A 13,562-nucleotide genomic window follows, 5' to 3' on the forward strand; every position below is an offset into this window, starting at 1 on the left:
CATGCGCGGTCCACTCGGCAACATCATGCAGCAAGCGCAGAAGATGCAGGAAAACATGAAGCGCGCGCAGGAGGAGCTTGCGAACGTGGAGGTCACCGGCAGCGCCGGCGGGGGCATGGTCAGCGTGACCATGAACGGTCGCCATGAAGCACGCCGCGTCAAGATCGACAAGGCGCTGATCGGCGACGACATCGAGATGCTCGAAGACCTGATCGTTGCCGCCACCAACGACGCCGTGAACAAGGTCGGCGAAGCCGCCGCGGCGCGCATGGCCCAGGTCACCGGGGGCATGAACCTGCCGCCGGGATTCAAGCTGCCGTTCTGATGGCGACCGCTTCGCCACTGCTCGATGCCCTGATCGAGGCCTTGCGCGTGCTGCCCGGCGTGGGCGCGAAGTCGGCGCAGCGCATGGCCTTCCACTTGCTCGAACGCGATCGTCCGGGTGCGCAGAAGCTGGCGCACCAACTTGCGCTTGCCGCCGAGAAGATCGGTCACTGCAAGCGCTGCCGCACATTCAGCGAGGGCGAGCTGTGCCCGGTGTGCAGCAGCCCGGCGCGCGACGCGGCACTGTTGTGTGTGGTCGAGTCACCGACCGATCAGCTCGCGATCGAACAGGCGACCGGATATCGCGGACGCTACTTCGTGATGCTCGGCCGACTCTCGCCACTGGATGGGCTCGGCCCCGAGGAGCTTGGGTTGGACCTGCTGGCACGGCGGCTGGCGGAGGGGGAAGTGCGGGAGCTGATCGTCGCCACCAATCCGACCGTGGAAGGCGAGGCCACCGCGCATTACCTGGCGCAGTTGGCGAAACACGCCGGCGTGCGCGCGAGCCGGCTGGCGCATGGCGTGCCGCTGGGTTCGGAACTGGAGTTCATCGACCGTGGCACGCTTGCGCATGCCTTTGGCGGTCGCCTCGAATTGACCTGACGGAGAGACCATGTCCGACACCCTGTTCAGCAAGATCATCCGCCGCGAGATTCCGGCCGCCATCGTCTACGAAGACGAGGAGGTTCTCGCGTTTCGCGACATCCAGCCGCAGGCGCCGGTGCACGTACTGTTCGTGCCCAAGCGTGCAGTGCCGACGCTGAACGACCTCGGGCCCGACGATGGCGTGCTGGTCGGGAAGCTGTTGCTCGCTGCCGCAGCCTACGCCAAGCGCGAAGGCTTCGCCGAGCGCGGCTACCGCACCGTATTCAACTGCAACGCCGATGGCGGGCAGAGCGTCTATCACATCCACCTGCATCTTCTCGCTGGCCGCCAACTGACCTGGCCGCCGGGCTGAAGACTCAGCGTCGGCTGCGGAATGCACGCAGCTCTCGCGCCAGCCGCAAGCGGTGGCTGAGGTCCTGGTCGTTGGCGGAGACGCCGTAGCGCTGTTCGGCGAAGCGGCGCGTCAGTTCGAGAATGGCCGGCGCCGCGGACGGCAACTGTTGCGCGGCGCGTTCGCCGAACGTGATCGGTCCCTCGGCTTCGGCTCGCGCAACGCCGGCCCGCGCCAGGCGTGCGCCGAAGCGACGATAGGCAAGCAGAAGCGGGTCGCGTGTCTGCGGCGTGAGCCCGCGCAGGCTGAGCCAGACGCCGAGCAACAACCCGATGCCACCGAACACCAGCAAGCCACCTCCGAGCGCCTGCCAACTCATGTCTTCCAGACCCACCTGCTGCAGCAGATTGCGTTGCCGCACCGCGTCGAATTCGATCACCGCCTGGCGCCAGTAGCGCGCGATCAGGTCGAAGCGGTTGCGCCACTCGGCACCCCAGCCTTCGCTATACCAGGAAGCAGCCTCTGGCAGCGCTGCGCTGAGGCTGCCGCGGTTGATGCGTTCGGGCGCCACCGCCGCAGTCGGATCGACGCGCACCCAGCCGCGACCTGTCAGCCACACCTCGGTCCACGCGTGTGCGTCCGAGTTGCGCACGATCCAGTAGTCGCCGGAGGCGTTGTAGCTGCCGCCCTGATAGCCGGTGACGATGCGCGTCGGCACGCCGGCGGCGCGCATCAGGAAGGCGAAGCTGGAGGCGAAGTACTCGCAGTAGCCGGCCTTGGTGTTGAACAGGAAATCGTCGACGGTTTCCACGCCGAGCGGCGGCGGTTCGAGGGTGTAGGCGAAATCACGATGAAACATCTGCAGCGCGGCGTCGATGATGGCGTCGGCATTTCCGTTATGCGTGCTGCGCCAGCCGGCAGCAAGCGCGCGTGCGCGCGCATTGCCGGTCTCGGGCAGGCGCAATGCGGCCCAGCGCTGGCCCAGGGCCGGGTTGACGTCAAGCTGGTAGCGCCAGGCGGAGCGGAAATTGGCCTTGCGCGGGCCGATGATCGGGCGGAAGCTGGTGACCTGGCCATCGCCGCCGATGCGCGTGCCCTCCGGAGTCTGCAAGGCGAAATCGAGCGGGAACCACCAGTTGCGCTCGCTGGGTTCCATCAGCACTTCGTAGTCGACGACGCTGTCGGGCGGATAACTCAATGCGCCAACCCGCGAACCGCGAAACAGATCGGAGCGCGACCATTCCTGGCCGTCGAACGACCACAGCACCGGGCCACGCCAGTAGCGCGACGCCGGCGGCGGCACCGCGCCCTCGAAGGTGACGCGGAAGGCCGGGGAATCGTCGTTCCACAGCGCGCTCAACTGTCCGGGACGCATGCGGTCGGAGATGCCGGTCTTGCCCTGCGTCGCATCCCAGGGCGCACCCCACAGCGGCGACGACAAGCGGGGAAACAGCACGAACACGATCAGTGTCAGCGGGATCGCCGCGGTGGCGACGCGCGCGCTCAGCCGCAGTCCGCGCCGCAGCCGGTCGAACCACTGCACGGAAGCGTCGTCACGGTCGTTGCTGGCCACATGCAGCACCACGAAACAGGCAAGTGCGACCAGGCAGAAGTACAGCGTCAGCAACATGCCTTGACCGAACAAGAACCCGATCATGCAGAAAAACAGCGCGGCCGCGGCGGTGACGCGCGCATCGCGCAGGGTGGCGGTCTCGAACAGTTTCAGGAAGATCAGGCCACCGAGCAGGGCGCTGCCGCCCTCGCGGCCGATCGGAGAACCGGTGGAATAGACCAGCAGCCCGAGGGTTGCGAACAGCAGGGGAATTCGGATCAGCGCCGGGGCCGCGCGCACGCGCTGGCGCGCCAGCCAGGTGGCAAGCAGCAGCAGCAGGCCAAGCCAGAGCGCGTAGACAGCGGGCATCCAGTGCAGCTGCCCGGCGAGCAGCAAGGTGTCGAGGGCGAGCACCAGCGCGTAGCGACTGCGATCGATCGCCGGATTCATGGCAGCAGCGCCAGTTCGCGCAGGCACGTGGCCGCGAACGCGGCGCCGCTGCCGGGGCCGAGTTCAGCGTCCGGCAGGCGCAGGCGAAATGGAATCTGGCGGTCGCGCGCTTCGATCACCCAGCGCGTCAGCCGCGAGATGCGCGCCTCCTTGTCGAGTTGCACCGCCTCCCAGTCGAGCATGACTGCATGGCTCTGCGGATCGGCGAACTCCTTGACCAGCAGTCGCTCCAGCCGCGCGCTCGCCTTCCATGCGACGTGCTTGGGCGGATCGCCGGTGCGGTGCTCACGCAGTCCGTGCCAGTCGTCGCCGGGGAAGCGCAGGCGCTGACCCTGCTCGCGCGGGTCGCCCAGCGGCAGTGTCGGGGCGCCGTCTTCCGGCTTCGGGTACACCAGCACCTGCACGTCCGGATGCAGCACCGACCAGGCCCAGGTGATGCCGAATGGATACTGGGTCCAGAGCCGGAAGCGACCGACCGCCATTCGCCCGCGTCGCGTCGTCGGCAACAGGATCTCGGCCTTGCCGTCCGTGTCCGGCTGCAGCGTGAAGCAGGTCGCGCGTTGCTCCTGGTCGAGCACCAGTTGCGGACGTTCGGCGCCGGCGCCAGCGTGGAAGCCCAGGCGCAGGCGCAGGGGTTGCCCGGCATGCACCGGGTCGGCGCCGACACTGCGCAACTCGACCCGGTTCAATTGCGCAACGCAATGGTGGAATCCGATCATGGTCATGGCGATGACCAGCAGCGCCAGCAGCAGGGCCGGGTTGTTGTTGAAGTTCAGCGCACCGATCAGCATCGCCAGCAGCAGCACCGCGAACGCGAGCCCGAAGCGCGTCGGCAGGATGTAGACGCGGCGCGGGTGCAGCCGGATCGGCAGTGCCTCGACCTGGCGATAGCGCGTCAGCGCCGGCAAGCGGCGTTCGGCGTAGCGCATCAGGGCGTCGCGCCAGCGGGCCCACATGTCAGTCGACGCGCACCGACTTGACGATCTCGGCCGCGAGCGCGGGGCGCGCCAGTGTCGCTTCGGAAGCCGGCACCAGACGGTGCGCGGCGACTGCGGCGAAGACCGCTTGCACGTCCTCGGGTAGCACGAAGCTGCGGCCGCCGAGGAAGCTGACCGCGCGCGCGCCTGCGAGCAGGGCCAAGCCCGCCCGTGGCGACAGCCCGATGCGGATTTGCGCGTGCTGGCGGGTTGCGGCGAGCAGGCGCTGCACGTAGTCGATCAGCGCGGCGCTGGTGGTGACGTGCGCGACGCGGTGCCGGATCTCCAGCAACTGCGCGCTGTCCAGGCGCGGGCCGAGTTGCGTCAGCAGCTCGCGACGATCACAGGCGGCGAGCATCTGGCGCTCGCCTTCGGCATCCGGATAGCCGAGCGAGATGCGCATCAGGAAACGATCGAGCTGCGAATCGGGCAGCGGAAAGGTGCCGGCCAGGTCGACCGGGTTCTGCGTCGCCACCACCAGAAACGGCTGGGGCAGTGGTCGCGATTCGCCATCCGCGGTCACCTGCTGCTCGGCCATCGCCTCGAGCAGCGCCGACTGCGTCTTCGGCGTGGCGCGGTTGATCTCGTCGGCCAGCACCAGTTGCGCGAAGATCGGCCCGGCATGGAAACGGAACTGGCCGCTGTCGCGGTCGAAGATCGACACGCCGAGGATGTCGGAAGGCAACAAATCGCTGGTGAACTGGATGCGCTGGTAGCTGAGCCCAAGGCTGGTGGCCATGGCGTGGGCGAGCGTGGTCTTGCCGACGCCGGGCACGTCCTCGATCAGCAGATGCCCGCCGGCGAGCAGGCAGGCGAAGGCGAGGTCGATCTGCGCGCGCTTGCCGAACACCACCTGGTTGACCTGCTCGATCGCCGCGCGCAGCGCGACCTGCGTGGCATCATGGCGTTCGACGCGAACCGGTTCCACACTCATGCTTTCGACTCCCTGGCCTTGCGCCCGATGCTAGCTTGCCCGATGCGACGTGCAGAAGCCGCAATTGCCGCTGGAGCAGGGCATTGATGGCGTTCGTCGCCTGCGGATGGTGGCGCTGGCTGTGGCTGCTGCTGGCCGCCAAGCTGGCCCTCGCCCTGGCGGTGCCGCCGTTCGGCGACGAAGTCTTCTACTGGCAGGAAGGGCGCCATCTGGCCGCTGCCTACACCGATCTGCCGGCGCTGACAGCGTGGCTGGTGCGCGCCGGTTGTGCGGTGTTCGGCGACAACCGCTTCGGCCTGCGCGTCGGCTTCGTCTTGTGCGGGTTCGCCACCCTCTTGCTGCTGCTGCACTGGGCTCGGTTCCGCCAGGTGGAACCGCGCACGGTGGCAGCGTATGCGCTGGCACTGCCGCTGCTCGCCTTGAGCGGCCAGTTGGCGACGCCGGATGCGCCGTTGACGCTGGCTTTCATCGCGGCTGCGTATGCGCTGGATCGCGCGCTCGACGATCAGCGCTGGCGCCATTGGTTGCTGTTTGGCGCGGCGCTGGCGCTGGCCTGGCTGACGCACTGGCGCGCGGCGATGCTGTATCCGGTCGGGCTGCTGCTGCTTGCGATCAGCCCGCGCGCGCGAACCGCGGCCGGCAGCGCACGCTTCTGGATCGCGCAGCTGATCGGTCTGGTCGGCTTGTTGCCAACGCTGCTGTTCAACCTCGGTCACGACTGGATCGGGTTCCGCTTCCAGGCCGTCGAGCGCCACGCCTGGCAGTTCAACGCGATGTCCTTGCTGCAGCCGTTGGAGCAGGCGGCCACCGTGGGCGTGTTGCTGTACCCGCTGCTGCTGTGGGCGATGTGGCGCGCCTGGCAGCGGCGCCGCGAGCCCGGTTTCGATGTGATCGCGGCCATGGCAGTCGCGATCGCCGGCGTCTACTTCTTCGCCGGGCTGTTCGCCGATGCCGAGCGCACGCGTTTCCACTGGCCGCTGCCGGCGTATTTGCCGCTGCTGCTGGTGATGCCCGCACTCGTGCCAGCAGACGCGGGGCGTGGGCGGCAACGCTGGCAGCGCTGGGCGCGCGCCAGCGGGGGCCTGATGGCGCTCGTGCTCGCCGCAGTTCTGGTGAGTTTCGACCAGGTCGATGATCGCTGGCCCCCGGGCGGAGACCGCCGCATCGGTGAGCCCTTTCTCGGCTGGGGTGTCGCGGCCAACGAGACACGCCGGCAGCTTGACGCGCTGCCGGCGGACACGGTGCTGGTCGCCGACAATTTTCTGCTCGCGGCGCAGCTCGATTTCGCGCTGCGGGGGGTACGCCCGGTGTACGTGCTCGACCATCCGCGCAACCGCAAGCACGGACGCCAGCCGCAGCTTGCGATCTGGGGTCGCGACGAGCAGTCGCTGAGCGCGCTGCATGCGCCGCGAATGCTGCTCGTGGTCGAGGAGAATGCGCTGTACGCCGCCGACACGCTGCCGTTCTACCGGCGCCTGTGCCGCGACTTCGGTCACGTCCGCTTGCTGCAGGATCGCGCCCTGTTCGCAACCGCGAAGCGCTTCGTCTGGCTGGAACTGCAGCCCAATGTCGATCGTGACTGCCGGCTGCCACCTCTCGGCCTGCTCAATGCGCCGGTCGCTGGGCAACGCATGCGCGCAGGCGACGGCTTCTCGCTGTCTGGCTGGGTTGTGCGTGAGCCGCAAGGCATCGACGGCTTCGAGGTGCGCGTAGATGGCCGCCGCGATCCCGCGCTGAGTGCGAGCTACGGCACCGGCGCCGAATACGTGCGCTCCACCTGGCCCGACCTGCACGACCCGCACTGGCCCAACATTGGCTTCTTCCACCACCATGCCGGCGCCGACCTCGCGCCCGGCCGTCATCGCATCGAAGTGCTGGCGCAGGCCGACGGCCTCTGGCGCCGGATTGCGCTGGTGGACGTGATCGTCGAGTAGGCGGGTCAGCCTCGCCGATACCGCTGCCGCGCCGAGTTTCGCAGCAGGCGCCGCGGAGCGCTTTTGACAGTATGGCGGCCGCGCCGCATCATGGCCCCATGGCTACGGAAATCGTGTTTGAAGTCACCGACGCAACCGAGGGCGGCTATGTCGCCTGTGCCTTTGGTTTTGGCATCACCACGCAGGCCGAGACCATGGCTGAACTGCGCGCCATGGTCCGCGATGCAGTCGCCTGCTACTTCGAAGATCCAGCCCAGGCCCCCAAACTGATCCGCCTGCACTACGTCCGGGACGAAGTGCTGGCGGCATGAAGCTGCCGCGCGACTTGACCGGTGCCGATTTGGCCAAGGCGCTGCATCGGCTCGACTACGTTGTCACGCGCCAGAGTGGTTCCCACTTGCGCATCACTACGCTTCGCGGTGGGGAGCACCATGAGGTAATCCCCAATCACTCTCCGATCAAGATCGGAACGCTGCAGAGTCTGCTGCGAAACATCGCCGCACATCACGGCATGGCCGTGCCGGACCTGATTCGGCAACTGGAGCTTTGAGCGAAAGGGTCGAGCGTCGGCGACGCATTCACCCCAGCGGATCGACTCCGAAGCCGCGCAGCAGGCGGGCGGTGGCGATCAGCGGGAGGCCGATGAGGGCGGTGGGGTCGCGGGTTTCGATGGCGTCGAACAGGGCGATGCCGAGGCCTTCGCACTTGAAACTGCCGGCGCAATCGAGCGTGGCTTCCTGGTCCAGATAGCGCTCGATCTCGCGACGCTGAAGGGTGCGAAAGCGCACGCAGGTGAGGTCGCGCTCGACCCGACAGGTGTCCGTTGCAACATCGAGCACGGCAACAGCGGTATGAAATACGACTTCGCGACCGGATGCGTGCAGCAATTGCGCGATCGCCGCCTCGCGATGCATGGGCTTGCCGAGCAGTCGTCCGTCGGCGCTGGCAGCCTGGTCGGAGCCGATCAGCAATGCATCGGGAAAGTCGGCAGTCAGCACGCGCGCTTTCGCGATCGCCAGTCGTTCGCTGAGCGCGGCCACCGGTTCCTGCGGACGCGGCGCCTCGTCGATCTCCGGTGCGGCGCAAATGAACGGCAGCCGCAAGCGCTCCAGCAAGTCGCGGCGGTAGCGGGAAGTGGAGCAGAGCACGATTGGCCGCGACACCGGATCAGCCCTCGGCAGCGCTGTTCGAAACCACCGGTGCCTGCGTTCCGAGCAGCGCGTCAGATTGCGCGTAGGCGGTTTGCAGTTCGCTGCCGGCCTGCTGCAGGCGAGCCAGTTGCTGCTCCAGTTGCAGCAGCGACTTGCGCGCGGTGTCGCGCACTTCGTGCAGCTTGGCGATCGGCGCGGTGGCGGAGTGTTCGCGGATCCACAGGCGATGGCTGAGCACGCGCTTCATCGCGTCCTGGATGCCGGCCTCGGAAGCGAGCGAGGCGCGAGCGCTCTCGGTGATATCGGCTGGCAGTCGTCCGAGCATGCCTTCGAGCTCGCGCATGCGCGTGCGAGTGTCGAGCAGACAGGCTTCGAGGGCGTCGGCATCGTCGAGCAGGGCCTGGATCGCCAGATTGCGCCGTTGCTGGCGCCAGTTTGCGACGGCGAAACCGAGGCCCACGGCCGCGATGACGACGAACAGGGAGAGGATCAGCGGCATGCGGCGGCCCCGGCAGAGGTGGCGGAAGTCTAGCGGCTTGGCCCGAATGCCGGCCAATTGGCGGCCCCAGCGCAAAATCCGGATTGACTTCAACGGGTTCGCTGCCTAGTATCCCCGCCCTTATGTCAGCGGCCTTCCCCGAAACCGTCGATGCGTGGCGGATGGTGACATCCCACCGTCGCTTCATCGGGAGTCTGCCGATCGCCGCGTTGCCGCGTTTGTGCGAGAGCCTCGCCGATCCGTCCGGTCAGTTGCGCTACGAACTCGAGTTCGGGCGTGACGGACTCGGGGTCGCGTTTCTCGCGCTGCGCGTCGAGGGTGCACTCTCGTTGATCTGCCAGCGCACGCTCGAAGCGTTCGCCTGGCCGGTATCGCTGAGCGCGCGCCTGGGCCTGATCCGACTCGAGGCCGATGAAGCGGCCTTGCCGCCGGGATACGAGCCCTTGCTGGTGGCTGGCGACGGCGGACTGCGCCTGTCCGATGTGATCGAAGACGAATTGATCCTGGCCCTGCCGATCGTGCCGACCAAGCCCGGCGCGGACGAAGCCGGGGAAATCGTCTTCACGACCGAAAACGCCGAAGCGCGTGTCCGTGAACATCCGTTCGCGGCGCTCGTATCGCTCAAGAAGCAATAGTTGGAGAAACGAAATGGCCGTCCAGAAAAGCCGCAAGACCCCTTCCACCCGCGGCATGCGCCGTTCGCACGATGCGCTGACCGTGAAGCAGCTTTCGACCGACAAGGTCAGCGGCGAGACGCACCTGCGTCACCACATCACCAAGGACGGCTTCTATCGTGGCAAGAAGGTCATCCAGACCAAGGCCGACAAGGTCGCATCCAGCGAAGATTGATCCCGCCTCCGCAAGGAGTCGTGCCTGTCCGATCGAACCGGTGTGACGAACGCCGGTTCGTTTTTCTTTGGCGGCGCCACCGGACTGCGTGACGCTGCCCATTCCCCGGGGAAGGAATCGTGATCTATTCGCGCATCGTGGGCACCGGCGCTTATCTGCCGGAGAAAGTGCTGACCAACGCCGACCTCGAGAAGCTGGTCGACACCAACGACGAATGGATCCGTGAACGCACCGGCATCCGCGAGCGCCATGTCGCCGCGGAAGGCCAGACCACCAGCGATCTTGCGGTCGAAGCCGCGAAGCAGGCGATGGCCGCGGCCGGCGTCACTGCGGCCGAGATCGATCTGCTGATCGTCGGTACCACCACTCCGGACATCATCTTCCCGAGCACGGCCTGCCTGGTGCAGCATCGCCTCGGCGCCAACGGCTGCGCCGCATTCGATGTCAATGCCGCCTGCTCGGGTTTCATCTTCGCGCTCTCCACCGCGGACAAGTTCGTGCGTTCGGGATCGAGCAAGTGCGCATTGGTGATCGGTGCCGAGACGCTGACGCGCATGCTCGACTGGTCCGACCGCGGCACCTGCGTGCTGTTTGGCGACGGCGCCGGCGCGGTGGTGCTGAAGCCATCGGCCGAGCCTGGCATCCTGTCTACGCACCTGCATGCCGACGGTGCCTACAAGGAACTGCTGTACAACCCGGTCGGCGTGTCGGCGGGGTTCAAGCTGGACGAGAAGAACGCCGGCGTGCGCGTGATGATGACCGGCAACGACGTGTTCAAGGTCGCGGTCAAGACGCTCGACGCCGTGGTCGAAGAGACGCTGAGCGCGAACAACCTGCAGAAGTCGGACATCGACTGGTTGGTGCCGCACCAGGCCAATCTGCGCATCATCACCGCCACCGCGAAGCGCCTGGACATGCCGATGGATCGCGTCATCGTGACCGTCGACAAACACGGCAACACCTCGTCCGCGTCGGTGCCGATGGCGCTCGATCATGCGGTGCGCAGCGGCAAGATCCAGCCCGGCCAGATGGTGCTGATGGAGGCCTTCGGCGGCGGCTTCACCTGGGGTTCGGCACTGGTGCGTTTCTGATCCCGTTTCTTGGGCCGTGTCTGCGGCGAGGGTGATCGGGCCACAAGTGGCCCTCCTACATGTGACGTGTAATTCGGGAGAAATCGATGCCATCCAATCTCGCCTTCGTGTTTCCGGGCCAGGGCTCGCAGTCGCTTGGCATGCTGGCCGATCTCGCAGCGGCGTCGCCGACGGTGCGGGCCACGTTTGAGGAAGCCGGCCTCGGCTGCGGTCTCGATTTGTGGACGCTGAGCCAGCAAGGCCCAGAGGAGCAACTGAATCGCACCGAGCACACCCAGCCGGCATTGCTCGCCGCCGGTGTCGCGGTGTGGCGTGTCTGGAATGAACGTGGTGGAGCGCAGCCGGCGGCATTCGCTGGGCACAGTCTTGGCGAATACGCGGCGCTGGTCGCGGCCGGTGCACTGTCGCTGGCCGATGGTGCAGCCCTGGTGCGCGAGCGCGGTCGCCTGATGCAGGACGCGGTACCGACCGGCGTCGGCGCGATGGCAGCGATCCTGATGGCCGATGACGCGGTGATCGCGCAGGCCTGCGTTGACGCGGCCCAGGGCCAGATCGTCGCGCCCGCGAACTTCAACAGCCCCGGCCAGACCGTGATCGCCGGCCATGCCGAAGCGGTGGATCGTGCGATCGCATTGCTTGCCGAGCGTGGCGTCAAGAAGGCAGTAAAGCTCGCGGTCTCGGTGCCTTCGCACAGTGCCTTGATGCAGCCGGCTGCAGATGCGCTGCGCGCGAAGATGCAGACGCTGGCGTGGACGCTGCCGGATCGCCCGGTGATCCAGAACGCCGATGCACTCGCGCAGGATTCGATCGCTGCGATCCAGGACGCACTGGTGCGCCAGCTCTACCTGCCGGTGCGCTGGACCGAGTGCGTGCAGGCGCTGGCTGCGCGCGGTATCAGCCGCATTGGCGAGTGTGGCCCGGGCAAGGTGCTCGCCGGTCTGTGCAAACGCATCGACAAGGGCCTCGATGGACGCGCGCTCGCGACCGACCTCGACGCCGCCCGCAACGACTGGACCTGAGGAAGCCCCATGCAGATCAATCTTCAAGGCGAGATCGCGCTCGTCACCGGCGCCAGCCGCGGCATCGGCGCGGCCATCGCGGACACGCTGGCCCGAGCCGGCGCGAAAGTCATCGGCACCGCCACCAGCGAATCCGGTGCGGCTGCGATCAGTGAACGCATGGCCGCGCTCGGCGGCGTCGGGCGCGTGCTCGATGTCGGCAGCAGCACGTCGGTGGATGCACTGGTCGACGCGGTCAGCAAGGAATTCGGCGCGATCAGTGTTCTGGTCAACAACGCCGGCATCACTCGCGATGGTCTTTTGATGCGCATGAAGGACGAGGACTGGCAAGCGATCCTCGATACCAACCTGAGTTCGGTTTACCGCACCAGCAAGGCAACGATGCGCGGCATGATGAAGGCGCGCAAGGGGCGCATCATCTCGATCGCTTCCGTGATCGGCGTGATGGGCAATGCCGGCCAGGCCAACTACGCGGCGGCCAAGGCCGGCATCATCGGCTTCTCCAAGTCGCTGGCGAAGGAGATCGGCAGCCGCGGCATCACCGTCAACGTGGTCGCGCCCGGCTTCATCGAAACCGACATGACCCGTGCGTTGCCGGAAGAGAACAAGAAGGCGATGATGGATGCGATCGCGCTCGGCCGCTTCGGTGCGCCCGAAGACATCGCCAACGCCGTGCTGTTCCTCGCCTCGCCGCTGGCCGCCTACATCACCGGCGAGACTTTGCACGTGAATGGCGGCATGCACAGGGGGGGGGGGGGGGGGGGGGGGGGGGGGGGGGGGGGGGGGGGGGGGGGGGGGGGGGGGGGTGGTCTGGGGCGGCCCCCCGGGGGGGGGGGGGCGCCGGGGCCGGCGCCCGCGGGGGCCCCCGGGGGGGCCGCCCCCCGCCGGGGCCCGGCCCCGGGGGGCGGGGCCGCCGGCCGGGGGCCGCGCGCGGGCGGGCCCCCCGCCCGGGGGCGCCCCCGGGGCCCCCGCCCCCCCGCGGCCCCCCCCCCTGGGGGGGGGGGGGGGGGGGGGGGGGGGGGGGGCGCGGCGCGCGCGCGGGGGGGGGGCCGGGGGGCGGGGGGGGGGCGGGCGGGGGGGGGCGGGGCGCGGGGCGCGGGGGGGGGGGGGCGCGCGCCCCGCGGGGGCGGGGCGCGGGGGGGCGGGGGGGGGGGGGCGGGCCGGGGGGCGCCCGCGGGGGCGGGGCGCGCGGGGCGGGCGGGGCCGCCGCCCCCGCGCCCGGGGCGGGGGGGGGGGGGGGGCGGGCGGCGGCCGGGGGCGCGCCGCGGGGGCGGGGGGGGGGGGGGGGGGGGGGCCGGGGGGGGGGGGGGGGGGGGGGGGGGGGGGGGGGGGGGGGGGGGGGGGGGGGGGGGGGGGGGGGGGGGGGGGGGGGGGGGGGGGGGGGGGGGGGGGGGGGGGGGGGGGGGGGGGGGGGGGGAAGGTCTGAGCGCGCACCATACGCCCCCGCTCCAACGTGTGTTTGAGCCAAAGCCGAATCTTTGCTCTACAATGCGCGCCGCTTTCAACCCCGGACCTCCTCCGGGGTTTTCCATCCCGGAGGTTTCAAAGCAATGAGCAGCATCGAAGAACGCGTCAAGAAGATCGTCGTCGAACAACTCGGCGTGAAGGAAGACGAAGTCACTGCGAACGCGTCGTTCGTCGATGATCTCGGCGCCGACTCGCTCGATACGGTCGAACTCGTCATGGCGCTCGAGGAAGAGTTCGAGTGCGAGATCCCGGACGAAGACGCCGAGAAGATCACCAGCGTCCAGATGGCGATCGACTACGTCAAGGCGCACGTCAAGGCCTGATCGCCCGTTGCGGCGGATGTGAACTGCGCCCGCGTGGCGCAGTTTGCGTTTTTGC

Annotated in this window: 17 protein-coding genes; 12 read left to right on the plus strand and 5 right to left on the minus strand. The window is 68.5% G+C overall.

All coding sequences use genetic code 11. The annotated features are described in order from the left end of the window. Window position 1 precedes the first annotated feature (1 nt). The 3 genes from IPG63_15055 to IPG63_15065 are packed head-to-tail and all read left to right on the plus strand — an operon-like array spanning window position 2 to window position 1,282. On the plus strand, window positions 2-325 hold the full coding sequence (locus IPG63_15055; GenBank protein MBK6728517.1) for a YbaB/EbfC family nucleoid-associated protein: 324 nt from the start codon (window positions 2-4) through the stop codon (window positions 323-325). Beyond that, the gene (gene recR, locus IPG63_15060; GenBank protein MBK6728518.1) at window positions 325-927 is read left to right on the plus strand and encodes a recombination protein RecR; all 603 of its coding nucleotides are present in this window, start codon (window positions 325-327) and stop codon (window positions 925-927) included. The genes IPG63_15055 and recR overlap by 1 nt, the downstream gene beginning before the upstream one ends. A gap of 10 nt (window positions 928-937) precedes the next feature. Continuing rightward, complete coding sequence (locus IPG63_15065) at window positions 938-1,282, plus strand: histidine triad nucleotide-binding protein (GenBank protein ID MBK6728519.1); 345 nt, start codon at window positions 938-940, stop codon at window positions 1,280-1,282. A 4-nt stretch (window positions 1,283-1,286) separates the two neighbouring features. Here the strand turns inward: IPG63_15065 and IPG63_15070 are convergent, their stop codons facing one another. Genes IPG63_15070 through IPG63_15080 form a run of 3 tightly spaced genes read right to left on the minus strand, consistent with a single transcriptional unit; the run spans window position 1,287 to window position 5,174 of the window. Beyond that, window positions 1,287-3,263: a DUF3488 domain-containing transglutaminase family protein gene (locus IPG63_15070; GenBank protein ID MBK6728520.1), complete on the minus strand. Its 1,977-nt coding sequence runs from the start codon at window positions 3,261-3,263 to the stop codon at window positions 1,287-1,289. Then, window positions 3,260-4,219 (minus strand): DUF58 domain-containing protein, encoded by a 960-nt coding sequence (locus IPG63_15075; GenBank protein MBK6728521.1) that lies wholly within the window; start codon window positions 4,217-4,219, stop codon window positions 3,260-3,262. Before IPG63_15075 ends, IPG63_15070 begins: the two co-directional genes overlap by 4 nt. Before the next feature lies 1 nt (window position 4,220). Next, a complete protein-coding gene (locus IPG63_15080) occupies window positions 4,221-5,174 on the minus strand; it encodes an AAA family ATPase (protein MBK6728522.1) in 954 nt (317 codons plus the stop codon). A gap of 86 nt (window positions 5,175-5,260) precedes the next feature. Between IPG63_15080 and IPG63_15085 the strand changes: the two genes are divergently transcribed. The 3 genes from IPG63_15085 (at window position 5,261) to IPG63_15095 (ending at window position 7,658) form a co-directional block, all read left to right on the plus strand. After that, window positions 5,261-7,108, plus strand: a complete 1,848-nt coding sequence (locus IPG63_15085; GenBank protein ID MBK6728523.1) for a glycosyltransferase family 39 protein — start codon at window positions 5,261-5,263, stop codon at window positions 7,106-7,108. A 98-nt stretch (window positions 7,109-7,206) separates the two neighbouring features. Further along, complete coding sequence (locus IPG63_15090) at window positions 7,207-7,419, plus strand: 2-oxoisovalerate dehydrogenase (GenBank protein ID MBK6728524.1); 213 nt, start codon at window positions 7,207-7,209, stop codon at window positions 7,417-7,419. Then, window positions 7,416-7,658, plus strand: coding sequence for a type II toxin-antitoxin system HicA family toxin (locus tag IPG63_15095; protein MBK6728525.1), 243 nt, complete (start codon window positions 7,416-7,418; stop codon window positions 7,656-7,658). Before IPG63_15090 ends, IPG63_15095 begins: the two co-directional genes overlap by 4 nt. 28 nt (window positions 7,659-7,686) lie before the next feature. On the opposite strand, the gene maf is transcribed toward IPG63_15095, so the two are convergent. Both maf and IPG63_15105 read right to left on the minus strand, forming a co-directional pair. Next, a complete protein-coding gene (gene maf / locus IPG63_15100) occupies window positions 7,687-8,271 on the minus strand; it encodes a septum formation inhibitor Maf (GenBank protein ID MBK6728526.1) in 585 nt (194 codons plus the stop codon). A 4-nt stretch (window positions 8,272-8,275) separates the two neighbouring features. Next, the gene (locus IPG63_15105) at window positions 8,276-8,758 is read right to left on the minus strand and encodes a hypothetical protein (protein MBK6728527.1); all 483 of its coding nucleotides are present in this window, start codon (window positions 8,756-8,758) and stop codon (window positions 8,276-8,278) included. A 122-nt stretch (window positions 8,759-8,880) separates the two neighbouring features. Here IPG63_15105 and IPG63_15110 point away from each other — a divergent pair, with 122 nt between their 5' ends. The 6 genes from IPG63_15110 to acpP all read left to right on the plus strand — a co-directional run bounded on the left by IPG63_15110 (window position 8,881) and on the right by acpP (window position 13,507). After that, window positions 8,881-9,393: a DUF177 domain-containing protein gene (locus IPG63_15110; GenBank protein ID MBK6728528.1), complete on the plus strand. Its 513-nt coding sequence runs from the start codon at window positions 8,881-8,883 to the stop codon at window positions 9,391-9,393. A 13-nt stretch (window positions 9,394-9,406) separates the two neighbouring features. Beyond that, a complete protein-coding gene (rpmF, locus tag IPG63_15115; GenBank protein ID MBK6728529.1) occupies window positions 9,407-9,607 on the plus strand; it encodes a 50S ribosomal protein L32 in 201 nt (66 codons plus the stop codon). 122 nt (window positions 9,608-9,729) lie between these two features. Then, window positions 9,730-10,698 (plus strand): ketoacyl-ACP synthase III, encoded by a 969-nt coding sequence (locus tag IPG63_15120; protein ID MBK6728530.1) that lies wholly within the window; start codon window positions 9,730-9,732, stop codon window positions 10,696-10,698. Between the two features lie 86 nt (window positions 10,699-10,784). Then, complete coding sequence (gene fabD, locus IPG63_15125; GenBank protein MBK6728531.1) at window positions 10,785-11,717, plus strand: ACP S-malonyltransferase; 933 nt, start codon at window positions 10,785-10,787, stop codon at window positions 11,715-11,717. 9 nt (window positions 11,718-11,726) lie between these two features. Then, window positions 11,727-13,271 carry a 3-oxoacyl-ACP reductase FabG gene (fabG, locus tag IPG63_15130; GenBank protein MBK6728532.1) on the plus strand — a complete coding sequence of 515 codons (1,545 nt, stop codon included), beginning with the start codon at window positions 11,727-11,729 and terminating at the stop codon, window positions 13,269-13,271. Continuing rightward, a complete protein-coding gene (acpP, locus tag IPG63_15135) occupies window positions 13,268-13,507 on the plus strand; it encodes an acyl carrier protein (GenBank protein MBK6728533.1) in 240 nt (79 codons plus the stop codon). Before fabG ends, acpP begins: the two co-directional genes overlap by 4 nt. The last annotated feature ends 55 nt before the right edge of the window (window positions 13,508-13,562 follow it).

It is taken from the genome of Lysobacterales bacterium, from assembly GCA_016703225.1.
In the GTDB taxonomy this organism is placed as follows: Bacteria; Pseudomonadota; Gammaproteobacteria; order Xanthomonadales; family Ahniellaceae; genus JADKHK01.

Coding starts and splice junctions, on each gene's coding strand:
- acpP (MBK6728533.1), top strand. CDS start 13,268: ATGAGCAGCATCGAAGAACGCGTCAAGAAGATCGTCGTCGAACAACTC.
- rpmF (MBK6728529.1), top strand. CDS start 9,407: ATGGCCGTCCAGAAAAGCCGCAAGACCCCTTCCACCCGCGGCATGCGC.
- IPG63_15085 (MBK6728523.1), top strand. CDS start 5,261: ATGGCGTTCGTCGCCTGCGGATGGTGGCGCTGGCTGTGGCTGCTGCTG.
- IPG63_15055 (MBK6728517.1), top strand. CDS start 2: ATGCGCGGTCCACTCGGCAACATCATGCAGCAAGCGCAGAAGATGCAG.
- IPG63_15090 (MBK6728524.1), top strand. CDS start 7,207: ATGGCTACGGAAATCGTGTTTGAAGTCACCGACGCAACCGAGGGCGGC.
- IPG63_15075 (MBK6728521.1), bottom strand. CDS start 4,219: ATGTGGGCCCGCTGGCGCGACGCCCTGATGCGCTACGCCGAACGCCGC.
- IPG63_15105 (MBK6728527.1), bottom strand. CDS start 8,758: ATGCCGCTGATCCTCTCCCTGTTCGTCGTCATCGCGGCCGTGGGCCTC.
- IPG63_15110 (MBK6728528.1), top strand. CDS start 8,881: ATGTCAGCGGCCTTCCCCGAAACCGTCGATGCGTGGCGGATGGTGACA.
- IPG63_15065 (MBK6728519.1), top strand. CDS start 938: ATGTCCGACACCCTGTTCAGCAAGATCATCCGCCGCGAGATTCCGGCC.
- fabD (MBK6728531.1), top strand. CDS start 10,785: ATGCCATCCAATCTCGCCTTCGTGTTTCCGGGCCAGGGCTCGCAGTCG.
- IPG63_15070 (MBK6728520.1), bottom strand. CDS start 3,263: ATGAATCCGGCGATCGATCGCAGTCGCTACGCGCTGGTGCTCGCCCTC.
- recR (MBK6728518.1), top strand. CDS start 325: ATGGCGACCGCTTCGCCACTGCTCGATGCCCTGATCGAGGCCTTGCGC.
- IPG63_15080 (MBK6728522.1), bottom strand. CDS start 5,174: ATGAGTGTGGAACCGGTTCGCGTCGAACGCCATGATGCCACGCAGGTC.
- fabG (MBK6728532.1), top strand. CDS start 11,727: ATGCAGATCAATCTTCAAGGCGAGATCGCGCTCGTCACCGGCGCCAGC.
- IPG63_15095 (MBK6728525.1), top strand. CDS start 7,416: ATGAAGCTGCCGCGCGACTTGACCGGTGCCGATTTGGCCAAGGCGCTG.